This window comes from Pseudoalteromonas sp. G5_S1_54_S4 (assembly GCF_054968565.1).
Window position 1 is genome coordinate 99411 of the sequence record NZ_JBQKUL010000005.1, and the last position, 25797, is coordinate 125207.

22 protein-coding genes are annotated in these 25797 nt (G+C 40.6%); 14 read left to right on the top strand and 8 right to left on the bottom strand.

Annotated features, from left to right (window positions below; translation table 11 throughout):
- Position 1 precedes the first annotated feature (1 nt).
- The 4 genes from rng to tldD are packed head-to-tail and all read left to right on the top strand — an operon-like array spanning position 2 to position 7594.
- Positions 2-1474, top strand: coding sequence for a ribonuclease G (gene rng / locus ACTRWE_RS03685; RefSeq protein ID WP_462879509.1), 1473 nt, complete (start codon positions 2-4; stop codon positions 1472-1474).
- Positions 1474-5322 (top strand): YhdP family protein, encoded by a 3849-nt coding sequence (locus ACTRWE_RS03690; protein ID WP_462879510.1) that lies wholly within the window; start codon positions 1474-1476, stop codon positions 5320-5322. Before rng ends, ACTRWE_RS03690 begins: the two co-directional genes overlap by 1 nt.
- Positions 5319-6158: a carbon-nitrogen hydrolase family protein gene (locus tag ACTRWE_RS03695; RefSeq protein WP_462879511.1), complete on the top strand. Its 840-nt coding sequence runs from the start codon at positions 5319-5321 to the stop codon at positions 6156-6158. The genes ACTRWE_RS03690 and ACTRWE_RS03695 overlap by 4 nt, the downstream gene beginning before the upstream one ends.
- Positions 6155-7594, top strand: coding sequence for a metalloprotease TldD (tldD, locus tag ACTRWE_RS03700; RefSeq protein WP_462879512.1), 1440 nt, complete (start codon positions 6155-6157; stop codon positions 7592-7594). The genes ACTRWE_RS03695 and tldD overlap by 4 nt, the downstream gene beginning before the upstream one ends.
- 57 nt (positions 7595-7651) lie before the next feature.
- Here the strand turns inward: tldD and ACTRWE_RS03705 are convergent, their stop codons facing one another.
- The 4 genes from ACTRWE_RS03705 to ACTRWE_RS03720 are packed head-to-tail and all read right to left on the bottom strand — an operon-like array spanning position 7652 to position 11138.
- Entirely contained in the window at positions 7652-8152 is a 501-nt protein-coding gene (locus ACTRWE_RS03705; RefSeq protein WP_008113743.1) for a DUF3299 domain-containing protein, read from the bottom strand.
- A 14-nt stretch (positions 8153-8166) separates the two neighbouring features.
- Entirely contained in the window at positions 8167-9414 is a 1248-nt protein-coding gene (locus ACTRWE_RS03710) for an ABC transporter permease (RefSeq protein WP_462879513.1), read from the bottom strand.
- On the bottom strand, positions 9411-10097 hold the full coding sequence (locus ACTRWE_RS03715) for an ABC transporter ATP-binding protein (RefSeq protein ID WP_462879514.1): 687 nt from the start codon (positions 10095-10097) through the stop codon (positions 9411-9413). The genes ACTRWE_RS03710 and ACTRWE_RS03715 overlap by 4 nt, the downstream gene beginning before the upstream one ends.
- A gap of 6 nt (positions 10098-10103) precedes the next feature.
- Positions 10104-11138 (bottom strand): CDP-glycerol glycerophosphotransferase family protein, encoded by a 1035-nt coding sequence (locus ACTRWE_RS03720; RefSeq protein WP_462879536.1) that lies wholly within the window; start codon positions 11136-11138, stop codon positions 10104-10106.
- 217 nt (positions 11139-11355) lie between these two features.
- Between ACTRWE_RS03720 and ACTRWE_RS03725 the strand changes: the two genes are divergently transcribed.
- The 5 genes from ACTRWE_RS03725 to ACTRWE_RS03745 all read left to right on the top strand — a co-directional run bounded on the left by ACTRWE_RS03725 (position 11356) and on the right by ACTRWE_RS03745 (position 16806).
- Positions 11356-12459, top strand: a complete 1104-nt coding sequence (locus tag ACTRWE_RS03725; protein ID WP_462879515.1) for a phosphoribosylaminoimidazolesuccinocarboxamide synthase — start codon at positions 11356-11358, stop codon at positions 12457-12459.
- Positions 12460-12596: 137 nt separating this feature from the next.
- Positions 12597-13262, top strand: coding sequence for a methylamine utilization protein (locus ACTRWE_RS03730; RefSeq protein ID WP_013463936.1), 666 nt, complete (start codon positions 12597-12599; stop codon positions 13260-13262).
- Positions 13252-15567 carry a bifunctional diguanylate cyclase/phosphodiesterase gene (locus ACTRWE_RS03735; RefSeq protein WP_462879516.1) on the top strand — a complete coding sequence of 772 codons (2316 nt, stop codon included), beginning with the start codon at positions 13252-13254 and terminating at the stop codon, positions 15565-15567. The genes ACTRWE_RS03730 and ACTRWE_RS03735 overlap by 11 nt, the downstream gene beginning before the upstream one ends.
- Entirely contained in the window at positions 15557-16387 is an 831-nt protein-coding gene (locus ACTRWE_RS03740) for a DUF3034 family protein (RefSeq protein ID WP_462879517.1), read from the top strand. The genes ACTRWE_RS03735 and ACTRWE_RS03740 overlap by 11 nt, the downstream gene beginning before the upstream one ends.
- Complete coding sequence (locus tag ACTRWE_RS03745; RefSeq protein ID WP_462879518.1) at positions 16387-16806, top strand: group I truncated hemoglobin; 420 nt, start codon at positions 16387-16389, stop codon at positions 16804-16806. Before ACTRWE_RS03740 ends, ACTRWE_RS03745 begins: the two co-directional genes overlap by 1 nt.
- A 40-nt stretch (positions 16807-16846) precedes the next feature.
- Here the strand turns inward: ACTRWE_RS03745 and ACTRWE_RS03750 are convergent, their stop codons facing one another.
- Positions 16847-17590: a glycosyltransferase family 25 protein gene (locus ACTRWE_RS03750; protein ID WP_427567006.1), complete on the bottom strand. Its 744-nt coding sequence runs from the start codon at positions 17588-17590 to the stop codon at positions 16847-16849.
- A gap of 131 nt (positions 17591-17721) precedes the next feature.
- Here ACTRWE_RS03750 and ACTRWE_RS03755 point away from each other — a divergent pair, with 131 nt between their 5' ends.
- Positions 17722-18552 carry a sulfurtransferase gene (locus ACTRWE_RS03755; RefSeq protein ID WP_462879519.1) on the top strand — a complete coding sequence of 277 codons (831 nt, stop codon included), beginning with the start codon at positions 17722-17724 and terminating at the stop codon, positions 18550-18552.
- A gap of 1 nt (position 18553) precedes the next feature.
- Here ACTRWE_RS03755 and ACTRWE_RS03760 read toward each other — a convergent pair whose 3' ends face one another.
- Positions 18554-18904 (bottom strand): DUF5522 domain-containing protein, encoded by a 351-nt coding sequence (locus tag ACTRWE_RS03760; RefSeq protein ID WP_090494899.1) that lies wholly within the window; start codon positions 18902-18904, stop codon positions 18554-18556.
- Between the two features lie 43 nt (positions 18905-18947).
- Here ACTRWE_RS03760 and ACTRWE_RS03765 point away from each other — a divergent pair, with 43 nt between their 5' ends.
- Entirely contained in the window at positions 18948-19274 is a 327-nt protein-coding gene (locus ACTRWE_RS03765; RefSeq protein WP_008115457.1) for a hypothetical protein, read from the top strand.
- Positions 19275-19387: 113 nt separating this feature from the next.
- On the opposite strand, the gene ACTRWE_RS03770 is transcribed toward ACTRWE_RS03765, so the two are convergent.
- Entirely contained in the window at positions 19388-20356 is a 969-nt protein-coding gene (locus ACTRWE_RS03770) for a class 1 fructose-bisphosphatase (RefSeq protein WP_008115459.1), read from the bottom strand.
- A 154-nt stretch (positions 20357-20510) separates the two neighbouring features.
- Between ACTRWE_RS03770 and ACTRWE_RS03775 the strand changes: the two genes are divergently transcribed.
- Together ACTRWE_RS03775 and ACTRWE_RS03780 are read left to right on the top strand one after the other, a co-directional pair.
- A complete protein-coding gene (locus tag ACTRWE_RS03775) occupies positions 20511-22940 on the top strand; it encodes a zinc-dependent metalloprotease (RefSeq protein ID WP_462879520.1) in 2430 nt (809 codons plus the stop codon).
- A 139-nt stretch (positions 22941-23079) separates the two neighbouring features.
- The gene (locus ACTRWE_RS03780) at positions 23080-23853 is read left to right on the top strand and encodes a YggN family protein (protein ID WP_008115461.1); all 774 of its coding nucleotides are present in this window, start codon (positions 23080-23082) and stop codon (positions 23851-23853) included.
- Positions 23854-23928: 75 nt separating this feature from the next.
- On the opposite strand, the gene rsuA is transcribed toward ACTRWE_RS03780, so the two are convergent.
- Positions 23929-24627 carry a 16S rRNA pseudouridine(516) synthase RsuA gene (gene rsuA / locus ACTRWE_RS03785; RefSeq protein ID WP_289169951.1) on the bottom strand — a complete coding sequence of 233 codons (699 nt, stop codon included), beginning with the start codon at positions 24625-24627 and terminating at the stop codon, positions 23929-23931.
- A gap of 58 nt (positions 24628-24685) precedes the next feature.
- Here rsuA and zapE point away from each other — a divergent pair, with 58 nt between their 5' ends.
- The gene (gene zapE, locus ACTRWE_RS03790) at positions 24686-25795 is read left to right on the top strand and encodes a cell division protein ZapE (protein WP_462879522.1); all 1110 of its coding nucleotides are present in this window, start codon (positions 24686-24688) and stop codon (positions 25793-25795) included.
- Positions 25796-25797: the final 2 nt, after the last annotated feature.

Below are 25797 nucleotides of genomic sequence, written 5' to 3' on the forward strand. Positions count from 1 at the left end.
CATGAGTACAGAACTACTGATCAATGTCACGCCAAGTGAAAGTCGCGTTGCCCTAATCGAAAACGGTGTATTACAAGAAATTCAGCTAGAACGTATTGGTAACTTAGGTATCGTGGGTAATATTTACTTAGGTAAAATAAGCCGCGTGTTACCAGGTATGCAAGCCGCTTTTGTTGATATAGGCCTAGAGAAAGCCGCCTTTTTACACGCTTCAGATATCGTTAATAGTGCCTCTATTGTTGAGGGCGTTGACGACGAGCCGATTAAAAAAGTCCAAGATATTCGTGAACTGGTTCGCCAAGGTCAGTACATTATGGTGCAAGTGGTTAAAGACCCTTTGGGTAGCAAAGGGGCACGTTTAACCACTGATATCACGATACCTTCACGGTATTTAGTGTTTATGCCTGATGCGACACATGTTGGGGTGAGTCAGCGTATCGAAACGGAAGAAGAGCGTGCAAGGCTGAAAAAAATTGTAGCCGAATACGGCGATGAAAACGGTAGTTTTATTGTCAGAACAGCTGCTGAAGGCGCAAGTGAAGCGGAGCTGAGACACGATGCAGCTTTTTTAAAAAAGCTCTGGGATAAAATCGTCTCTAGACGCAGAAAAACAAGCAAAGCCAGTATCTTGCATGAAGATCTTACACTTGCCTTTAGAACGTTACGTGATTACGTAGGTGAAGATATGGAGCGCATCCGTGTTGACTCTAAGCTTACCTACCAAGAGCTTAAGCTGTTTACTGAAGAGTTTGTGCCTTTGTTATCACAAGTGCTTGAGTATTACCCAGGTGAGCGCCCCATTTTTGATTTATTTGATGTAGAAAGTGAAATTCAAAAAGCACTGCATCGTAAAGTTACTTTAAAATCGGGTGGTTATTTGATCATAGATCAAACTGAAGCGATGACCACTGTTGATGTAAATACAGGCGCTTTTGTTGGTCACCGTAACCTTGAAGAAACTATTTTTAATACCAATGTTGAAGCAACCTCAGCTATTGCCCGTCAACTAAGGCTACGCAATTTGGGCGGTATTATTATTATCGACTTTATTGATATGGTAAGCGATGAGCATAAACGCCGTGTAATGCACTCATTAGAATCTGCGCTCGCTAAAGATCGTGCTAAAGCCAATATTAATGGTTTATCGGCATTGGGGCTGGTTGAAATGACCCGCAAGCGAACTCGCGAAAGTTTAGAGCATATACTGTGTGATGTATGTCCTGCATGTTCAGGGCGAGGCTCTCAAAAAACGGTTGAGACCGTATGCTATGAAATCCTTCGTGAGATAGTACGTGTTAACCGCGCTTATGCAGCTGATAAGTTTGTAGTTTATGCATCTCCTGCAGTATGTGAAGCGCTATTAAATGACGAATATCATAACCTTGCAGAGTTAGAGTTATTTATTGGTAAGCAAGTTAATATTCAAACAGAGAGCTTATACAGCCAAGAGCAGTTTGATGTGGTAATGATGTAATGAAATTTAAAGCGGCCTGTTTCTTTTGTGTGCGCAAATTATGGCAAATAAGTGCTGTAATTTTGGTGCTACTGGCCGTCATTGTTTCTATTTTAAAATACACCTTACCCTACGCAAATGACTATAAAGGCGAGATAGAAAATTATCTTGATAGCAAGTTTGATATTAGCCTATCGATAGGCGCTATATCGGCAAGTTGGCAAGGTAATGGCCCAGCCTTAGTACTCGAAGAATTATCATTTAAAGACAACCAAACAGCCCCTATCTCTTTAACCATAGCTAAAACCAGTTTAGAGCTAAACCTTTGGGAAAGTTTAAAGTCGCTGCAGCTTAAATCAAATTACTTTGTGATCAATGGCTTTCATACCAAGGTTAATGTCGCTAATTTATTTGCTGGTAATCAAGATGAAGTTTCATTTGAGCAAAAAGAACTAATAGAAGGACTGTTTTTAGGCGAAACCGGTCACTTTGCAATAGAAAACTCCAGCATCAGCTTTGTACTAGAAGATAACAAAGAACGTAAACTGTTATTAGAAAACATTGTATGGCAAAACCAAGATAAACAGCATCTTGGTAGCGGTAGCCTAGCGTTACCGGGTATTTCTGTGGGTAATTTTGATGCCCGTATTGCGCTCAAAGGTGAAACCTTAGAGCAAATGGTGGGCGATTTATATGTGCAGGCTAATCAGGTTGATGTGTCAAATTGGTTAGCCCAGTACATTAATACTCAAAAGCAGCAACTGCATAGTGATTTAAATTTACAAGCATGGCTTAGGCTAGAGCAAGGCTTAGTAAGTGACGTAAAAGTACAGTGGTTACCGAGTGCGGTAAATTGGCAACTCAATGAGCAAACACAAAAAGTCAGCCTAAGTGAAGGGGGATTTCATTTATACCCTGAGCAAAATAGCTGGCGGTTAAAAAGTACCGGCCTAGCGTTTAGTACCAACGAGATAACGTGGCCTAGCCTCGAATTTGAAGCTTTATTAGGCAAGCAAAATAAAATATGGCTACAACAACTCGATTTAGCCCTATTAAATGATTTAGCAGAATTAACTAATTTTACTGACTTAACCCCTTTCTTAGCTCGCCAACCCAGTGGTGAAATAAAAAACGCGTACCTAGAGTTTGCCGATGCAAAGCAATGGCAACTATGGTTTGAAGCCGATGAAATTAGCTGGCAAGAGAAAAACGCCGTACCCGCCGCTCAATCTTTAAGGGTTGATGGATTAGTTAATCAGCAATATGGGCGGATCACTATTTTTGGTGAAAACAGCCATTTAATTACAGGTGCTAGTTTTAGTAATAATATTGACTATAACCAGCTAAACATCGAATTAGATTTAGCTAAGCGCTCAGGCGATTGGCATATTAGCAGTGATAACCTGTGGCTTGATAACAATGAAGTGACCTTAAGCGCACAGATGCAATTAAGTTTAGGTAAAACGCCTCGCTTAGATTTATATGCCGAAGCATTTGCCCCCGATGCTAGTATTGCTGGCCATTATTTTCCCTTAACGTTAATGAGCCCTGAGTTAGTTAGTTATTTAAATGGCGCAATAAAATCAGGTGAAGTAACAAATGCTCAGGTGTTATTTTCTGGTCCATTATCAGGCTTTCCATTTGACGATGGTTCTGGGCAGTTTGATGTTTTAGCGCAAATAGATAATGCTACCTATCAATTCGATCCGGCTTGGCCAGCAGTCACAAATGCCAGTGTAAAGCTGCATTTTGCAAATCAGCGAATGGATATTTATAGCCAGCAAGGCCAACTGGTAAACCTTGACGTTGGCAGTAGTGTGCATGTGAGTATTGATGACTTAATGGGCGATGCGCCATTGGTGGTTAGTATTGATAAGCAAGCTGAGCTTGAAAAAATGCACGATTTTTTTGCCGCCACGCCTTTAGCAAATCCATTAGCTGATATTTTTAATGTTGTGCAAGGACAGGGGCTTGCCAGCGCAAATATTGAATTGCTAATCGGTTCACAATTTGAGGGCGGAGCGAGTGTAACTGGTAAGGTTAATTTACTCGACGCACCTCTTTATATTTCTGCTCCCGGTATTTCGCTTGAGCATTTAAAGGGTGAACTTAGCTTTAATAATCAACAAATAAACCTCACCGATGCTACGGCTACATGGCTTGGTATGCCATTAACGATTAACTACACTAGTGACGCAAACGCAGAGGATTATCGCGCTAATATAAATATAAATGCTCAGCTTGATGCGCAAACACTCATAAACCATGGTCAAGGCATTTTAGATGGTTACTTAAGCGGGCAAAGTGACGTTGATATTGCTTTAGAGCTTAATTTTACCGAGCAAGGGTTTAACTATCGTGCCGAAGTTGAATCGCCACTTATTGGCTTAAATAGTTCCTTGCCAGGAGTATATACAAAAAGCAGTGAGCAAATTTGGCCTCTGAGTGCGGTTATTCAAGGTGATGATATCTCTAATCTGATCACTGCAAATATTAATGAGTTATTTTATTTCAATGCCATTCTAGACAATACTCAATCGCAGTTTACCAACGCTCATTTTATCATCGGTGAAAAAGACTTAGGGCTTAACTCACAAAATTTAGCGGTGAGTATTAATTTAGTGCAGAGTGAGTTATTACCTTGGATTGATTTAATTGATCAAATTATTAATGTAGCTAAAGCGCAGCCTGAGAGTGCCTCGCCGGGCGTGATGCCGCCTTTACATGAAGTGGTTGCGAATATTAACTCTTTTAACGTGAGTGGCATGCAGTTTAATGATTTTGATATGCGTTTATCGCCCCTAAATAATAATTTGCAATTAAAGCTCAATGCCAAAGAGTTAAGAGCCGAAGTATTTATACCTAGCGGGCAATCAAGTCAGCCGATTCGAATTAATAGCGATTATTTAAGGCTTAATTTTTTAGATACAGAATCAGAGCAACCGAGCGAAAAATCAACCCCTGAACAACTTGCATGGCTTACAAAATTACCGGCTATTGAATTTGAATGTGCCGATTGTAAAGTAAGTCATTATCAGCTTGATAAGGTAAGCGCCTCATTGTTAGGCGATGGTAAAAAGCTGCTTATTTCTGAGCTAGTGGTTGATAAGGGCGATCATATATTACGTACTAAAGGGCAGTGGCAAAATGGCCTAACAGCAATGAGCGGCGAACTTAAAAGTGATGATATTGGCGCTTTATTTAATGAATTTGATATCACCACTACTATTAAAGACTCAAACGCCAATCTAAATTATCAACTAAATTGGCAAGCGGCACCTTATAACTTAGACATTGCTAGTTTAGACGGTGAAATTAGTTGGGATTTAGGCGAAGGCCATTTAACTGAGGTGAGTGATGGAGGCGCACGGGTATTTTCATTACTGAGCCTTGATTCATTAATGCGTAAGCTAAAACTTGATTTTAGAGATGTATTTTCTAAAGGTTTTTTCTATAACAGCATGCAAGGCACCATGCAGATAGATAAGGGCATTGCCTATACCCAAGATACTAAAATGGATGGGGTGCCTGCCGATCTCTCTATAAAAGGGTATGCAAATTTAAATACTCTCGAAATTGACTACGACTTAGCCGTGGCACCACAAGTAACCTCGAGCATTCCGGTGATTGTGGCTTGGATGGTTAATCCAGTAACGGGGCTTGCAGCTTTAGCAATTGATAAAGTGATTCATTCTGCCCGAGTGATCTCAGAGATCAACTTTAAAGTAACAGGCAAAATGAACGATCCTCAGGTACAAGAGTTAGATCGTAAGAGTCGAGAGGTGACTTTACCGCAAGCAGCACAAAGTCAGCCACAAGCATCCTCAGAGTTAAAACTTAAAGATGCCGAGGTTAGCGCCACACAATGAATAAACAACACATAAACTCATCTCCTGCGATTATCGCATTGCAAATGTGCTCTGGCTTAAACCCTGATGATAACATTGCACTTTTAAAGCAAGCATTAGCTGCTCTGCCAAACACGCGACCTTTGTTAGTATGTTTACCTGAAGCGTTTTTAGTGTTTAGTAAACACGCAGGTGATACGTTGTTAGTGTCTCAACGTATTGAACAATATAAACAGCAAATCAGTGAATTGTGCCGTAAACACAACATTTGGTTAAACGCTGGCACGTTACCAGAGCCATATAACCAGCATAAGTATTACGCCGCCTCTCATTTATTTAATAATCAAGGCAATATTGTTGCAAGCTATAACAAAATACACTTGTTTGATGTTGAGGTAGATGACCAGACTGGCAGCTACCGAGAATCCGATTTTACTCAAGCCGGCGATGAGGTTGTGGTCGTTGATTCGCCCTTTGGTAAAATTGGTTTAACAGTGTGTTATGATTTGCGTTTTGCTGGTTTATTTAATGCCTTAGTTCGCAAAGGCGCCGAAATTATATTAGTACCCAGTGCGTTTACTGTTCCAACAGGTAAAGCGCATTGGCAGCCGCTACTTGCAGCACGAGCAATAAAAACACAGTGCTATGTTATTGCTGCAGCGCAATATGGAACACATGAAAACGGTAGACAAACTTATGGTCACAGCCTGATGTTATCGCCCTGGGGTGAAACATTAAGTGAAAAACCAACAGGGCTTGGTTTTATTAGTTGTACCGTAGATTTGAACCAGTTACACAAAATTAGACGAGATATGCCGCTGCAATCTCACCAACGATTTAGAGAGCCATTATTATGAATTCGGTTGAACAGCATTTATTACACGACAGCCAGCTAAATCGAGAAGAACTCGAAAAAACATTAGCTTATATTCACCAGCACAAAGTTGATTATGCCGACCTTTATTTTCAATCGAGTCATCATGAGTCTTGGGTATTAGAAGACGGCCTTGTTAAAGAAGGGTCTTATAACGTTGAACGTGGTGTTGGCGTACGGGCTGTTAGTGGTGACAAAACTGGTTTTTCGTATTCAGACGCAATTAATTTAGAAGCGCTAAATAAGGCCGCAACTGCTGCACGTAGTATTGCCGATGCAGGTGAAGATAAAGCGGTTAAAGTATTTAGTGACGTGGCTGCTAAAGAGCAGTACGCGCCACATCAACCAATTTCTAGCATGAGCGATACCGATAAGGTTAATTTGTTACGTGAGCTTGAAAACTATATTCGCGAATTAGCCCCAGATGCTGAGCAAGTCATTAGCTCAATGTCTGCGGTATACGAAGAAGTATTAATTGCAGCTAGCGATGGCACCTTTGCTACCGATATTCGCCCACTGATCCGTTTAAACTGCTCTGTATTGCTAGAGAAAAATGGTCGCCGTGAACGTGGCGGTGCTGGTGGCGGTGCGCGCCTAGATTATGGTTACTTTAAAGAGCTGGTTGATGGTAAGCCGCGTTGGATGGGTTTTGCAGAAGAAGCCGTTCGTCAAGCTAAAGTAAACTTAGAAGCTATTGATGCCCCTGCAGGTACTATGGAAGTGGTATTAGGTAATGGCTGGCCAGGTGTGTTGTTACACGAAGCGGTAGGCCATGGCCTCGAGGGTGACTTTAACCGTAAAGGCGCGTCTGCGTTTAGCGGTAAAGTAGGGCAAAAAGTTGCTTCAGAGCTATGTACTGTGGTTGATGATGGCACTATGGCCGATCGCCGTGGTTCACTTAATGTGGATGACGAAGGTACGCCTGCAGCCTATAACGTACTTATCGAAAACGGTATTTTAAAAGGCTATATGCAAGATAAAATGAACGCGCGTTTGATGGGGGTAAACCCAACAGGTAACGCACGTCGTGAGTCATACGCGCATTTACCAATGCCACGTATGACCAACACTTACATGTTAGGTGGAGAGCACAGCCAAGCTGATATTATCAGCACGGTTAAAAAAGGCGTGTTTGCCCCTAATTTTGGTGGCGGCCAAGTGGATATCACCTCAGGTAAGTTTGTGTTTAGTGCCTCAGAAGCTTACTTAATTGAAAATGGTAAAATTACTCAGCCAATTAAAGGGGCAACATTAATTGGTAATGGTCCTGAGGTTATGCAACAAATTTCTATGGTAGGTAATGATTTAGCGCTTGATAAAGGTGTAGGTGTTTGTGGTAAAGACGGTCAAAGTGTACCAGTAGGCGTAGGCCAGCCAAGTTTGAAAATTGATCAGTTAACGGTAGGTGGTACCGCTTAATTTTATTAAAAAGTCGTTAAAAAAACCGCGTTTCTACGCGGTTTTTTATTTTAAGAATTAAAGCTCAAAGGGAGCAACACCGACAGCTTGCATTTGATAACCCACTTGGGCTATTTCGCCAGACCAAGTTTGCGTTTTAATAATACCCGTTACAACAATCGCATCGTATAAGCTATCGATAGGGACACCGCCTTTAATGGTCACATGAACCAGCTGATTTGGCGGCGGCGGGGGCACATGAATACAGGCACCAAAGTAAGGGACTAATAAAAACTCGGTGATAAGTTCGCTATCGCCTTCAAGAGGTACAACAAAACCAGGTAAGCTAACAGACTGCCCATCAAGTGCTTTAACAACTGGCGCGTCTAAATCAGGTTGCACCCAGTTTTGTTCACTGCCTTCGTGATTAGCTTGTGCTTGAGTATCTATTTGTACATGGCCCTCGGGTATGAGGTCTTCCCAAAAAATTTCCTTGGGTGGATTTGCAATGCTAGCAAAGCTAATTAGCACTGCGCTTAATAGCATTAAAGAGTGTGTAGTTACTTTAAACAACGTCATGATCATCCTAAAGTTTATATTTTTATACTCATACCATCACTGAGAGAATAAAAGTAAGCGCGTGTAGCGGGGATCAAGCCAATAATAAATCCCGCAGCCATAATAACGCCAATCAAAGTGAGTTCATAGTCAGAGAGCATGCTGATATTAATACTCACTCCAGCTTGGCTTTGTAAGTAACCCGCGGTTGTACCCATAAGCGCATAAAATAGAGTGCAACCTACTAAGCAACCTAAAAAGGTGGTAAGCAGTGATTCCATACTGATCAGCGAAAATAATTGCCAAGGGCGGGCACCCACAGAACGCAGTATTGCCAGTTCTCTGCGGCGTTGATTAAGGTTAGAAAGTAATGTGGTTAACATACCGAGCAAGCTAATAATGACCACCACAAATGAAAATAACAGCAGTATTTTTTCTATTATTGCCAGCATTTCCCAAAGCTCTTTTAAAGTGACTGTGGGCATAATGGCTAATAGAGGCTCTTGTTTATATTGGTTAATGTTACGCCTAATTTGTAGCGTATAAAGCGGTGAGTCGAAGCCCATTAAAAAGGCGGTAATTTGTTTTGGGTGCCCAATTAATGCATGGCTCGAGTGATCATGATGATCGTCATGATCATGATGGCCGCCACCATGGATCAGCTCAATTGCCGCCAGTGGCACATGCAAGGTTTTATCCACCGGGGTACCGGTAGGCTTTAAGATACCAGCCACTTTAAAAGGGTTATCATCATGATGATGAAAGCTAGTATTGCCCATGCCATGAGAAATCACAATTTCATCACCAATTTTATAGGCCAGTTTACTTGCAACCTCACTACCTATAACAACTTCATTGATGCTAGAAAAAGCCTGTCCTTGTTCAAATGCTAAGGGCTGTTTTTTAGCAAATCGATAGTGCTTAAAATAATCGAGTGTGGTGCCTAAGACAGCTTGACCTTTATGGCTATCGCCAAGGCTGATAGGAATGCTCCACTTAACCCCGCGCTGTTTTGTTATGTATTGATAGCTTTGCCAACTCACCCCATTGTTAGTATGGCCAATTCTAAATACCGAGGACAGTAGTAATTGAATATCGCCAGTGCGTGCGCCAACAATTAAATCGGTACCCGAAATGGTATTACTAAAACTACTTTTAGCATCTACGCGAACTCGCTCAATACTGAGTAATAACATGACGCTAATCGCAATAGTGAGCAATGTCAGTAATACGCTGGCACGTCTATTGAGCAAACTTTTATAGGCAAGTTTAAATAAAATCATACATCACCTTGTAAACTTACTAAGTCGATTGTGCGGCTAAAGAGTGGCTTTAATGTTTCATCGTGACTGACAAAAACAAGCGTGCTGTTACTTTTTTTTGCTTGTTCAAATAGCAGCTTAATAAAGCTTTCACGATTTTGCGTATCAAGTGCTGAAGTAGGCTCATCGGCAATGATAAGTTCAGGGCTGCCTATAAATGCCCGCGCTGCAGCAACTCGCTGTTGTTGCCCAATACTCAAAGTGGCAACATTTTGATTATGAAAGTGCGGCTCTAACCCCAGTGCATTGAGTAATCTGGCTGCTTCACTCTCTAAATTATCGGCTTGGCTGAGCACGTGTTGCTGACGCTTTTTCGAAAATTGGCACCCTAAACACACGTTTTCTAATGGGGTTAAATAAGGAAGTAAATTAAAGTTTTGGAAAATATAGCCAATATGATCCGCTCTAAATACATCGCGCTGTGCGTTGGTGAGCGCACTTAGGTTTTGGTTTAAAACACAAAGTTGGCCGCTAGTGGTTACATTAATGCCTGCCAGTAGCGCTAGTAAGGTAGATTTACCACTGCCGCTTGGACCATGTAAAAAAACATGTTCCCCGTCATTAATCATAAGCTGCTTAATAGCGAGAGTCGGGGTGACTGCGCTTTTTTGCCATTTGAAAGAGACATTCTCAAGGTTGATCATAACGGCTTACCAACTCCAATAGTTAAGTCTTTTGCGCATTTTAAATTGTCTAATAAAATTAAGCGGTTTAGCTTTGAGCTTTTCATCACTATGCAACAGTTCATTGGTTGCGCAAAGTACTCGTTGGCTTGACTTACCATCTGTGTATGGGTGTAACTCTTGGCAAAAAGCTTCAATATTATCTACAAGTTCTTTTGGGTAAGTTAGTGCGTAGTCTATTGCAGCTTCAACGTTATTTTTATCCGTAATATCAAGTAAGTGTTTTTCAGGTGCTTTATTGCAAAACGTTACAACTGGTTTTCGTTGTACCAAAAACATCAGTAATATGGATGAAGTGTCGCACAGCATTACATCAGCAGATTGTAATAAAGGAATAACATTGTCTGTTTCAACAAAGGTTAGATTGTCATTACTTAACGCTTTGTATTTATCAACCCACTCTTGTGCCATTTTAGGATGAAACTGAACTAAGAGTCGCCATTTACCGCTTTCACTAAAGTGTTTTATTTGTTCATAAAGTTTAGGTGCAAGAGATAAGCGTTTTGAGAATGTAGAGCAGATCAATACTGTTGGGCGAGAGTCTGTTTCATCAATGTGGCTAGGCTTTGAGTTACCGTTAAAAAATTGATCTAGGGGAGGCCAACCTGTTTCTACTACCTTAAAATAACCCAATTTTTTTTGTAACGCCGTAAATGGAGCCGTTGTATTTGGGCCTTGTGTACAATATAAATCAAAGCAGCCCCGCACTTTAAAGTGATCGTTTTGGCCTTTTTTATTTAGCTTTCCAGCATCAAAGCCGTGAAAAACAGCCACTTTCTTTCCGGGAAAAAATGTAGGGATAGAGTTCGCTGGTGCAAAGGTTGCGTCAGGCGCCCATTGATTTATTTCATGAATAGAATTTAGTGTTTTTTCATCACTTTTCAAAAAGTCAGGATTAACATTATCACCCTCTAAGAACCATTTAACTACCCCTCCTTGAGCTAATATTTCTGCTTGCAAAGGCCTTAAAATAGCATAGGAATAATTTTGAGAAATATACATTAAATATTTCTTATTCTTAGTGGCAGTTAAATAGTTCAAGCTAGCTCCTTAGGGCAAGTAATCATGCAAGTTTACCCCAATGCGCCAGCTAGATAAATATACTGAGATGATTTGTTTTTAGCCTAAGATTGAGCTTTGTGGTTGGCTAGATTATTATAGAGCGCCTAACCCCAATTCCATACTTTGCTCTTTGAGCATGCCAAACCCCGGAGATAGCATGACTAGCTATAAAGTTTTAGACGTAAACGATGACTTACCCATTCGTACCAAAGGTAAAGTACATAGTGGCAAAGTGCGTTCAGTTTATTGGTTAACCGATGCAGATAGCAAACGCTTAATAAATGAAAAAGGCTATAGCGTTCCTGCCGATACTGAATTAGCCATTATGGTTATTTCTGACAGAATTTCTGCTTTTGATTGTATATGGCAAGGTGAAAATGGCCTAAATGGCGTTCCTGGTAAAGGGATTGCATTAAACTCAGTGGCTGCTCATTGGTTTAACATGTTTAATGAAGCCGGTTTGGCGGGTAATCATATTGTTGATATTCCTCATCCATACGTATGGATTGTTCGTAAAGCCAGTACAGTTAAAGTTGAAGCGATTGCTCGTCAATATATTACCGGCAGTATGTGGCGCGACTACGCTAAAGGCGAAAGACACTTTTGTGGTTTGCAACTTCCCGAAGGCTTAAAAGCGAATCAAAAGCTTGAGCAAGTACTTATAACTCCCTCTACTAAGGGTATTATAGAAGGGGTTGCTGATATTCCTGCCGTTGATGATGTAAACATCACTCGTGAAAATATTACAAACAACTTAGATGTTTTTAATTTTAAATCGGCTGACGATGTCACCAAATACGAAAAATTATTGGTTGAAGGGTTCGAGTTAATCAGTAGTGAGTTAGCTAAGCTAGGGCAAATTTTTGTTGATACCAAATTTGAATTTGGTTATGTAGAAGATTTAAATGGTGCGCAGCAACTTATTTATATTGATGAAGTAGGGACACCCGATTCATCGCGTATTTGGGATGAAGCATCTTATAGAGATGGCAAGATTGTTGAAAACTCAAAAGAAGGTTTCCGTCAGCTGTTAATTAATAACGTACCAGAGAGTGATGTGTTATTAAATAAAGACCGTATGGCTGAGCGTGAGCAGTTAGCAAAAGATTATATTTTACCTGAGTCAGTAATGCTTGAAGTGTCTGACACTTATGTGGGCATCGCGAGCAAAATTATTGGTAAAGAGATTATTATACCTAATGATCCGCGCCAAGAAGTGATTGCTATTTTAGATGCTGATTACGGTTTAATCGTTAAATAACGTAGTAAGTAGACAGATATTGCAAAGCTCATTTTAACTAATGAAAAAGTATGTATTTTAAGTAACTGAGCTATAATTCTTGCAATTAGTGCTCGTCTCTAATTAACTTAACCTATGGTGAATTTTTGGGTGTGGTTATGTTAGAGCGAGCATGGCAAGTTATTGCAAAACGTCGTTATTTATTAGTACTGGGTGTATTGTTTAGTGTATCGGCTTTTGGTAATACCATTAATTTGGTTATTAAAGATCAGCATGACCAAGTATTGCCTAATGCTGTCGTAGAAATAAATCATTTACCTTCTTCAAAAACTTCGGGCAATTTACCCACAGCGGTAATGGATCAAGTTGATAAACAGTTTTCTCCAGAGTTGCTTATTGTGCACCAAGGTCAGTACGTCGACTTTCCAAATAGCGATAATATTCGCCACCATGTTTATTCTTTTTCAAAAGCTAAACCTTTTCAATTAAAGCTCTATTCTGGCCAGCCAGAAGAACCTATTAAGTTTGATAATCAAGGTGTTGTTGTTCTAGGCTGCAATATTCATGACTCCATGGTGGGCTATATATATGTCGCTAACAGTAGTCATGTGTATACCAGTAACGAGCAAGGCCAGATAAAGCTGCAAGTAGACACTTTTCCTGTGCAAGCCAGTGTTTGGCATTCACTGCAAACAGCTCCCTTGGATAATAAAAAACAGTTTAATATAGAATCAACCAGCCCGTTATCAATAACTATAAATACATCTACCCCTGCACCACGTAATACCTTTGGCAGTCAATTTAGGGAAGGCAATGGCCAATAATTTACGCAGTCGCATTACAACGCTTTGCGTTGGCTTGGTATTACTCACTACCTTGGTTAGTTTACTGAGCTTTTGGTGGTCTACCAGTAAATTTCAGGCAGAAAAAGTGCAACAAAATATAACGGTTGCGCAAAGCGTTTATAAACAATATTTAAAATCAAAAGAGAGCTTATTATTAACAGCCGCAAAGGTGTTAACTGCTGATTTTGGTTTTAAGCAAGCGGTTGCAACTCGTGATGCAGCCACTATTAGCAGTGTGTTATACAACCACAGTCAACGGATCAATGCGGATCTTATGCTGTTGCTCGATTTATCAGGGCGGTTAGTGTCAGCTAATGTTAATGCACAAAATTTTGCCGATAATCTACAACCCTTGATGGATGAGTTATTAAATAATTCTGAGCAATCGAGCTTTGTGGTGTTAAATAACCAGCTGTACCAAGTGATTTTATTGCCCGTTAAAACTCCCAGAACCATAGCTTACAGTTTGGTCGGATTTAAAATAACATCTGCAGTGGCTACTGAGCTAAAAAGCTTAACCGGAATGGAGGTTAGTTTTGTTGCGCAATTAGATGATTTTGCAACAAGCTCGCTAGTATCCCAACCAGATAACTTTCAACCAATAGCGTACTTTACCAATAAAACTACGGCTCGTTTTTTTGCCGAATACTTGACCTATGAAAACGAACAAATAGCTTTACCCTCTTTACAATCGCATCCGATAACCTTACTGCTTAGCGCAGATTTAACCTCGAGTTATCGCGATATTGAGCAATTATTATTAACGCTGATCACACTCGCTGTTTTAACTATGTTATTTGGTGTGATCACCAGTAGTTTGTTAGCAAATAATTTAACGACAGGACTTTCACAGTTAGCGGTTATTGCCAGACAGTTTGCAAAAGGCGACTACCGCTTTAAATTTGAAGGTAAAAAGCAAAGCAGTGAAATAGAAACGCTCGTGAATGCTTTTAATAACATGGGTAATGATATTAATAAGCGTGAGCAGCAAATAAGTTTTCAAGCACATCACGATACTTTAACAGGGTTTTATAACCGTTCAGCCATGTTAGATTTATTAGCTAAGCGGCTCACTAATGATGCGCGGTACACGCTTGTTGCTATTGATATAAAAGGCTTAAGGCATATAAACGATAAGCTTGGTCCACAAGTAGGGGATGGATGTTTAATTGCAGTGGCAAACCGTATTCGCCAATTTTCTGATGAGCTAGGTGGTTTTCATGCTCGAATTGGTGGCGATGAATTCTTAACGGTTTACCCTTGTGCAGAGATTGAGCAGGTAAAATGTGCAGTGGCTGATTTACTCAAGCAATTACAGCTAGCTTACAAGGTTAAAAATTTAAAAATAAGCTTACGTTTTAATGCCGGTATTGTGCAATACCCAGAGCAAGGGACTAAAGCAGACGATTTAATGCGACGTGTACTCATTGCTGTAGATGCAGCTACAACGAGTCAGCAAAGCTTACATTATTATCAAGACGGTGAAGATGAGGCGCATTTAGACCGTTTAATTATGCTTGATGAACTCAAACAAGCAATTGATGATGATAATGGACAATTATTTATGACCTATCAGCCTAAATTGAATATTAAAAGTCAGAAAATTGATAAGGTAGAGTCTCTTATTCGTTGGCAACGAAAAGATGGTGGCTGGGTCTCGCCTGAGGTCTTTATTGATTTAGCCGAGCAGTCAGGGTTAATAGTAGAGCTGACCGCTTGGGTTGTCGAGACTGTGATTGCACAAATAGCCGATTGGTCAAAAAAGGATATTCATTTACAAGCCGCTATTAATGTTTCTGCCCAAGATATTGCTCATTCAGGTTTTCACGCTTCGTTGGTAGCCACCTTAAATAAATACCAAGTAAACCCAAGCTCTGTCACTATTGAACTGACGGAGCGCGATATGATTGAAAATGAAGCCCAAGGTATTAAAGCGTTAGAAGATTTAAAAACTATTGGCGTTAAAATTTCATTGGACGATTATGGCGTAGGGCAAACATCACTAGGACGGTTAAAAATGTTACCTATTGATGAGCTTAAGTTAGATAAATGCTTTATTTTAACTCTGCACGAATCACAAAAAGATCAATACATAGTGCGCTCTTCAATCACACTGGGTCACCAATTGGGGTTTTCTGTTGTGGCTGAAGGGGTAGAAACCGCTGAGTCTTTATCAATGCTTCACGAAATGCAATGCGATCATGCGCAAGGTTACTATTTAAGTCGCCCTTTAAAAGCGCAGCAATTAGAACAATGGTTAGAGGAATATCAGCGTGTACATTAAGTTATTATTCGCCTTGGCACTCTCATTTTGTAGTGCGTTAAGTATGGCTGCTACGGGGAAATTATTAGCAACACCTGGGGTGTCTCAAATTGAAGGCAGTGCAGGGGGCGGATTAGTTCCTTGGGCGCAGCTAGCAGGTTATGCTAGTGAGGACGAATGGGCTGTTAATGGCTTTTGTAGTCGTGCTGATGTAACAGATTACCGCCTAGATGCCTGCGGCATGCAACTAAACCTATTCAATCGTGTTGAGCTCAGTTATGCAGTGCAGCAGTTTGATGTGCCTGCACTCAATACCGAAATAGAGCAGTCAATTTCTGGGGCTAAAATTCGTTTATATGGTGATATAGTATACAGTAAGTGGCCACAGCTAAGTGTGGGCGTACAGCATAAATCACTAGAGGATGGCACAGTAGCAAAGTTAGTTGGCGCAAAAAATACCAGTGGTACAGATGTGTACCTAGCCGCCAGTAAATTACATTTGGGCGCACTTGCTGGGTACAACTGGTTTTGGAATGTGACCACCCGTTACAGTAAAGCCAATCAGCTAGGACTGTTAGGATATGGCGGGGCTAATGAGGGCAGCCATATTTTAGTAGAAGCAAGTAGTGCAGTTTTTGTAAGTCGTGAACTTGCCATTGGTGTTGAATATCGACAAAAAGCCAACAACTTGGGGTTAGGCGAACAAGATTGGCGTGATTTATTTATAGCGTGGATACCAAATAAGCATATGAGTGTGACTGCGGCCTATTTAGATTTAGGGCGAATTGCTGGTGTTGATAATCAAACTGGCTGGTATTTATCGGTTACGGGGTATTGGTAATGAAACTGAGTGTATTTATTTTTTGTTGTTTAAACTTACTTGCAGGGTGTACAACCCAACCCAACACCTCTTTGTATCAACAGCTTGGCGAACAAGCTGGGCTTGAGAGGCTAACTGATAGTTTTATTACACAAATAGGTAATGACAAACAAGTGTTTCATTACTTTGAGCACAGTAATATCAGTCATTTTCGACAAGGGTTTATTAGCCATTTATGTTCGCTGGTGGAGGGCCCTTGTGAATATAAAGGTGACTCTATGGTTGCTATTCATACTGGCATGAATATAAACGAAAAAGACTTCAATCACGTTGTCGATTTATTAATAAATGCAATGAACGAGCAAAATATCCCACATACAGTGCAAAATAAAATTTTAGCTAAAATGGCGCCATTGCGTGGCGAAATTATTAAGATTTAATTTTATAATCAAATGCATACATTTAAAAATATGCTTGGTATTACTCACTTGTAATTTTGGCAAGATCCGCAGTTTTATATCGTCTTTGCATATGAATACTCGATCTATGAATTAAATTTCTGATAAATGTACTGCGGTTTGAGTGCGAACCTGCATTAGCGCTTGTTATTTCACTAATAAAGCTTCGATCTTCGGCAACCGGGTAGGGTTTTATGCCAATCATACTTAGCCCTACTTCTGTGTGAAATTGCATATCGACATCTACGGGTCTAAAAAATGGTTTTCTTTGCAGTAGTTTTTTAGCCCCACTTAATGAAATGATGTAGCCTTGAGTGCCATTTGGTGCTTTTTTATAATTACCGACTGTTAGATTATTTTCTAATGGGGCACTGTCAATAAATGGAAAATTTCTGTTGTCAGATAATTTTATTAAATCCCAGTTTTTCAATTTAATTGCCGCATCAACAACATCTTTAAGCGAAGCCTCAATGAAAAGGTCATCCTCTAATACAACACAAAAAGGCATGTTTTCATTAACCATTTTTTGCCAAAGGCGCATATGACTTACATAGCAACCAATTTCACCTGCAGATAGATTGCGATTGTAACGTTTTTTATTTTTTTTCGGGCAATACCACTTGAGGGTTTCTTCTTCACTAAGGTTTTTGCCAATGGTCGCTTCAAAACGTTCAGCATTTAAGTGTAGGCTGGTAAGTCGCTTTAGGGTTGTTTCCCAACGGTCTTCGCAGCCTTGCATATTGATAATGTAAAAAGGGATTGGCATAATTTTATTTTATTTAGAAACCTCAAAGCAGCTATTTTAGCATTATTATAATTTGTAACCAGTCTAAATTCTGTTTATAAACAGGCTGTAATAATATATAGCTATTTCATTTCCTCAAATTTGGAAAGACGATGAAAAACATGGTCAGTGCACAATGGTTACATGCTCGCTTAGAGCAAGCTAACCTGGTTATTTTTGATGCGGGTATGTTACGTCCCTCAGCTGCGGGGGAGTACTCACCCGTTGCCATGCTACCTAAAGCACAACGGTTTGATATCAAAAAAGAACTCGCAGATCCCTCAAACCCATTGCCTAATACCTTGTGTAGTGCAGAACAATTTATTCAAGTGATGCAAAAAGCGGGAGTGAATCACGATTCACTCGTGGTGATTTATGAAGATGCAGGGTTATTCAGTGCAGCTAGAGCTTGGTGGATGTTTAAAGCCATGGGGTTTGATAACGTAAAAGTCCTCAGTGGCGGTTTAGCCAAGTGGCTTGAACTTGGGCTTCCGGTTGAATCAAACTATACACAAGCATCATTAAAAGGCGATTTTATTGCTCAATACCGGCCTGATTACTTTATTGATAAAAAACAGGTGCTAAGTGCTACTGAGGATGCCAATACAGTTATTTTAGATGCACGCGCTTATGAGCGCTTTACCGGCAAAAGTAGTGAGCCAAGAGCCGGAATGCGCAGCGGCCATATTATTAATAGCTATTCGCTACCTTTAACTAGTCTATTAGAAAATGGCGAGGCAAAATCACTCGACTTTATAAAGGCAAAGTTTAATGAATTAGTTGGTAATGCAACCCACTTACAATTTAGCTGTGGCTCTGGCGTTACTGCCTGTGCGCTTGCGCTGTTTGCCGATGAATGCGGCTATAGTAATTTAAGTGTGTACGATGGCTCGTGGAGTGAATGGGGCGCTGATAACTCACTGCCTATTGCTGTGGGTGGCTAATTTAACTATAAGGGCAATTTTTACAACCATTTTTGCAGCAAGTACCACGCTTTAAAAAATACCACTTACTAAACACCATGTAATTGTTCTGCATGGTGTAATCTAACCCTTCAATTAAATTATCATTACTTCTAAATTGTTTAGCGAAAGCTATTTGGGTTTTAATTGGCTGGGTGTATATAGTCTCTAAATAGTAATTAATTTTAGCAAGAGTACATGATCGGCATAAGCAGCTGGTTGCTGTATCATCGAGTGGTAAAATAGCGGGTAACTGATAACACCAACATGCGGTTATATCATTAACATTACAGTTAAGCGTTGTATTACATTGGCTGCAGTTTATCTGGGTCATTTTAGGTCTTATTAACAGTAGAGCAGCAAGAATAACAAACATTATGAATATACAAAAAGCATTGGCTGAATTTATTACTTTTGGTGAGCAAAGAGATAGTGCCATTAGTGTGATTGTTTCAACCGCAGCAAGCAATAAAATCTACCTGTACACACTCACAAAGCCTGTACTAATTAATGTACTTACGCGTTGTTTCAATAAAGAAATTGATATTGACGATTTACAGCTGTGGGCAAATGTTATTGAGTCGCGAGATGACATAAATTGCGCCGAGCATGAAGGCGTTATTTACGCGCTAAGTAATAGCGAGCAAATGGGCGAGTTGACTCATCAAAAGCTCGCACAGTTGTTAAAGCTGTTACAACAGTAGCAAGTGGTTATCAGAAAGTATGAAAGGTTTTAAGCAACAGTTTTCAGATGTTAGTAACCACTACTGGGCTAATCTCTAGCTGACACCTGAAACCTAAAACCCGTTCTTAAAGTTTACTTATGATAGCTCAAGCAAGTTTCTACTTCGTCTTTAGAGCCTAAAATAACCGCAACACGCTGATGGATGGCATCAGGCTGAATATCCATAATACGCTCAGTGCCTGTTGAAGCAATACCACCTGCTTGCTCTACTAGCATTGCCATTGGGTTTGCTTCATAAAGTAAACGCAGTTTATTAGGCTTATTAGGATCTTTAGTATCAGTTGGGTAAGTAAATAAGCCACCACGGCTAAGTACACGGTGCACATCGCCAACCATTGCAGCAATCCAACGCATATTGAAGTTTTGAGCACGAGGGCCTGTATCTCCCGCAAGTAAGTCGTTAATGTAGTTTTGCATCGCCGGTTCCCAGTGGCGCTGGTTTGAGGCATTAATTGCAAATTCATTGGTTTTAGCAGGAATAGCGGCAAAATCTTGGGTAAGTAAAAAGCTACCTTGGGTTTTATCTAAGGTAAACATGCGTGTACCTTTACCCGTTGTTAGCGCAAGCATGGTCGATGGCCCATACAGTACGTAACCTGCGGCTACTTGTTGATGCCCAGGTTGCATAAAAATCTTTTCATCAGCAGCATCTGAGCCCACCGGCGCTTTCATAATAGAAAATATAGTACCTACTAGCGAGTTAATATCGGTATTTGACGAGCCATCAAGTGGGTCAAATGCAACAATGTACTCAGCATCTGGGTTACCGGCAACGGTATAATCTTCTTCTTCAGAGGCAATCGCTTTAACTGTGCCTGACTCCAGCAATATATCTTTTAATAACTGATTAGACAGTACATCGAGTTTCTTTTGTGTTTCGCCTTGAATGTTTTCATCGAGGGTTGAGCCTAATACGCCCGATAATTCACCTTGACCGACGCGAAATGAAATTTCTTTACATGCCGCTAAAATAGTACGAATTAACGACAAAAGTTCTCTTGAACAGCCATCTTCTAGTAATACTGGTGGGAGTCTACGCATTCTTTTTTCCTGATAACGTGTTAAAACTAATCATAATGTGAGAGAGATTAGTTTAGAGCGCTGAAATTCGTCTTAAATAACTGTATTGTATAAATAACCCCTTATAATGGGGTACCTACATCGCATTTAAAACGCTAATAACAAAGATAAGATTATGCAAAAAATATCACGATTAAGTTACATACTCTTTACTGTGCTGCTCTGTATGATAACTCAAGCGCACGCAGCAATTAAGTCTATTGACGAATTTACTGAAAAAATGAACCATTTCCCGGGTTATTTTTCTTTCTTTTACGATACGCAAAACGGCAATGTGTATTTAAAGGTTGATAAACTTGAACAACAATTTTTACTACAGCATAGCTTGCCTTATGGAGTAGGGTCTAACGATATTGGTTTAGATAGAGGCCAATTAGGCGGTACTTATTTGGTACAGTTTGAGCGCTTTGGCAATAAGGTTATGTTGCGCGCTGTAAATACTTACTACCGTGCAAACACAAGTAATCTAGCAGAGCAGCAAAGCGTTAAAGAAGCGTTTGCATCCAGTATTTTGGCGGGTTTTAAAGTTGTCGCGCAAGATGACAATGCTGCATTAATTGATTACACCCCCTATTTACTAAGCGATGTACATGGCGTAAGCCGTACTTTAGCTGCGCGCAAGCAAGGGCAGTTTAGCCTTGATGAGTCACGCAGTGCGGTATTTATGAATCGCTCAAAAGCATTTGTAAAAAATACTGAACTTGAAGCCATTCTCACCTTTAAAGGGTCTAAACCAGGTGAATATGTGCGCCAAGTGAGTGCTGATCCATACGCGCTAACCGTGCATATGCACCATTCATTAATCAAATTGCCTGATGACAATTACACGCCACGTAAATTCAGCCCGCAATCGGGTTATTGGAGTGTGGAGCATAAAAATTATGCAGCAGGGCTCGATGAGTCTATGTATGTGCGTCACATTCCACGCCATCGGTTAATAAAAAAAGATCCGAGTCTGGCTGTAAGTGAACCGGTCGAACCCATTGTGTATTACTTAGACCCTGGCGTACCTGAACCAGTAAAAACGGCTTTATTAGAAGGCGGGCAATGGTGGAATGACGCCTTTAATGCAGCAGGATATAAAAATGCATTTGAAGTTAAAGTGCTACCAGATAATGCTGATCCTATGGATGTGCGCTACAACGTTATTCAATGGGTGCATCGCGCAACTCGTGGTTGGTCTTATGGCAGTTCAATTATAGACCCACGTACAGGCGAAATTATTAAAGGCCATGTCACACTAGGATCGCTACGAGTACGCCAAGATATTTTAATTGCTGAATCACTGGCAGTGCCTTATTTAAAAGGCAATGAAGTAGCAAGTACCTTACAGGCAATGGCACTTGATCGTATTCGTCAACTCAGTGCTCACGAAATTGGTCATACACTGGGTATTGCGCATAACTTTGCTGCGTCAGTAAATAATCGAGCTTCGGTGATGGATTATCCACATCCGTTATTGAGCTTTGCAGATAATGGTCAGTTAGACGTATCTCAAGGTTATGCTAAAGGTATGGGCGCATGGGATACGCAAGTGATCAAATATGGCTACAGTGATTTTACCGGCCAAGATGAAAGCGCAGCACTCGCTGCTATTTTACAGCAAAATAAAGCGCAAGGTTTGGCGTTTATTTCTGACAGTGATGCCCGTGCCAAAGGTGGGGCGCACCCTACAGCGCACCTTTGGGATAACGGCAGTAATCCAAGTGAAGAATTACTTAGAGTGCTTGATGTGCGAAAGCAGGCGCTTGGGCAGTTTGGTATTAATAATATAAAAACTGGGGTTGCGCTATCGCAATTGGAAGAAAAGCTAGTACCGCTTTATTTGTTCCACCGTTATCAAGTTGAAGCGGTTGCTAAGCTTATCGCGGGCGTTGATTATGACTATGAGATACGCAGTGATGCACCCGTTAAAGGCGCTCAAGTTGTAACTAAAGATGCTCAACAACAAGCGGTTAATGCCATTTTAGCGACCCTAAAAGCAAGCAACTTAACGATTCCAGAGTCGATACTTTCCTTAATCGTACCTAAAGCGTATGGCGAGTCTAAATCACGAGAAAGTATAGTGGGTCGTACCGGCTTAACTATGGATGCACTTGCATTACCTGAAGTCGCCGCGCAGCATAGCTTATCGCTATTACTTAATGCTCAACGATTAAATCGTTTAGCACAGCAACAAGTGCGAGATAACCGCTTTTATGGCTTAGATGAGCTGCTTAAACAATTATATAAGCAGGTGTTTAATGTATCAGCGCCTGCCACCATGACAGGAAAAGTAACGCAACGAGTACAGTACTTAACGGCAAAAACTATGGCTGATCTTGTCGCTAGTCAAACACTAAGTCCAGAGGTGCAAGCGCAACTGCATTTTTACTTAAATAAACTAGCGGATGAGTTTAATCAACACTCTTTACTGAGCCACCCTGAAGTAGGTGACAGCGCATTTAAAGACTATTTAGCGGCGCAAATTAATCAGTTCTTAACAACAGGCCAGTGGCCTGATAACTTTAAAGCGTTACCTATACCACCAGGCTCACCTATTTAATAGTACAAGCCAGAGGATAAAGGCGCTGTATAAACGTTACGTTTCATGGTGCCTTGTTTTTAGGGTGTTACTTTTGCTTGCATAAAGTTGGTTTTTTGTTAATCTAGCTACCCCCTATTTTAGTCTTTTTGAGGTGTTTATGGCGTTTTTATCTCGTTCGATATTGGCGTTATCAATGGCACTTTTAAGCTGCAATGCAATCGCACAAAAGCAATGTGATGTTGAACTTCGTCATGGTTTAATTATTACCGATGATGTGATCCGTATTGTTGATAAAGGCCAAACTAGGGTGCAAATTAACAATAATAATCAACTGTTTATTCGAGGCTACTGGGTCGATTTAAGTACCGACGAAAGTAAAGTGCTAGAACAATTTAGCAATGGTATTCGTCAAACGGTTCCAGAGCTGGTCGATTTAGCGACTGATGGCGTAAACCTTGGGCTTAGTGCTATTGAGCATGTTGTTGAGGGCATGTCAGATAAAGAACCCGAAGTGCTAAAAACGCAATTACAATATGTAGAGCGTGCACTTATGGATAAGTTTAAGCGTGGCGACGACTTCTTTTTTATAGCCCCTCAATCGCTTTCCCAAATTGATGATTTTTTTACTAAAGAAATTAGCCAAAAAATACACTCTGCAGTACATGGCTCTTTGGGTGCTATTTTAATGTCGCTCGGGGATGCGTTTAAATCTCGAGAAGGCAATATAGAAGACCGCATGAACGACATGGGGCAACGCATGGATATCATTACCAAAGAAATCGATAAGTCATTGCAGAAAAAAGCCCACCAATTAGAACTTAAAGCTTCTGAATACTGTGAATGCTTAAATTCTCTAGATATTACTGAGTCTCGTCTGCAAGCGATTGTACCCGGAATGACAGACTTTGATTTAGTACAAATTAAATCGTAAGAGCAGGTTTTAGACGCCAGGTTTCAGAAAGGGCTGCGGTCAGTTTGAAGCTGTTTTCTTAATACCCAAACAACCTTACAGTTTTATCTCTGCGGCGGTTAGTGGGCGGTATTCACCTGCAGCCAGATCTTCACCTAACTTTATACCCGCAATTTGTTCACGATGTAATTCAACTACCTTGTTATCTACCGCTGCTAGCATACGTTTTACTTGGTGATACTTACCCTCAGAAATAGACAAGCGTAAACCATAATTCCCCAAGCGCTCAGCAATAGCAGGGCGAGTTAAATCTTTTTCATTGTGAAGCTGTACACCGTCGCGTAATTGCTGCAGTGCATCATCGGTAATCGGCTCTTGAGTTTCAACCAAGTAGGTTTTAAATTTATTCTTTTTAGGCGAGGTAATTTTGTGTGACCAGTCGCCATCGTTAGTAATAAGCACTAGGCCAGTGGTGTCTATGTCTAAACGCCCAGCAATGTGAAAATCGGCCATGTTTGGCTCATCAAGCAAATCAAATACGGTTTTGTGTAACTCATCCGAATTAGCGCACACATAACCTACCGGCTTATTGAGCATAAAGTAGCGTTTACCTAAAAAAACTAATGGCTCGTCATAAAACAGCACGTCATCTTGTTGGTTCACTTGAAAGTCGAATGCCGTGATCACCTCGCCATTAACGCTAGCCGCTTGGCTTTTTATTGCTGCACGGGCTTTTGAGCGTGGTAACTCTGCTAAATGGCTAATAAATTTATCTAAACGGCAAGGAAATTTCATGTTGTTCACATTTTTAGTCGGCTACAATGGCCGCGAGTATAGCGGATAGTGAAATACCATGACAGAGCCCAGCACAGAAATTTTAAGCCTGTACCACCGCAAAGTTTCATCAGGAGAGCTTGTTTTTGATGCGGCGCAGCACCAAGCCGTGAGTGCGTTACAGTCTTTGAGTGAGCAATTAAATCAGCCAACAAGCTGGTGGCAAAAAGCACGGTTAATCAAAGGGGTATATTTATACGGTCCTGTTGGCCGAGGTAAATCTATGCTGATGGATTTATTTTATGAAAACTTACCCACAGAGAAAAAGCAGCGCCTGCATTTTCATCATTTTATAGAAAAAGTTCATGCTCAACTAGCCAAGTTACAAGGGGATAAAAATCCGCTGCAAATAATTGCTAAACAGTGGGCCAAAGAGATAAAGGTACTGTGCTTTGATGAGTTTTTTGTTAGTGATATTGGTGATGCCATGATCATGGCTCGGTTATTTAACGCTTTGTTTGAACAAGGCGTGGTACTAGTCGCAACCTCTAACGCAAAACCCGAGCAACTTTATTACAACGGTTTGCAACGCGCGCGATTTTTACCAACTATCGATTTAATAAATGCGCATTGTCATGTAATTAACGTAGCGGGGGAGGAAGACCACCGCTTCAGGTACGGTAGAAGCAGTCGTCATTATTTTATTAACTTGCCCCACGCGGAATTTGAGGCTGGGTTTTTATCCGCATACCCTCAAGCAACGCGTGATAATACAATGACTGTGCATGGCCGAGCACTCTCCTATTTATTAAAAACTAACGATGCACTACTGATTGATTTTATGGCACTGTGCGCAGGTCCTCGCAGCGCCAATGACTATATGTTTTTAGCAGAACAGTTTTCGGTAGTATACATCGCGAATGTGCCAATAATGGGAAAAGAGGCAACCGGTAAGGTTATTGTGCATGGTATAGAAGACAGCTATCAGCGAGAAAAGCAGCAATTGGATGAGCATACTCTTGATGATGAAGCACGGCGTTTTATTGCCTTAGTCGATGAGTTTTACGATTGCCACAAATTACTAGTAATTAATGCCCAGGCCGACATAAACGAGTTATACCAAGGTAAAAAGTTAAGTTTTGAATATGCGCGAACCCAGTCACGGATTGTAGAAATGCAAAATTGGTAAGT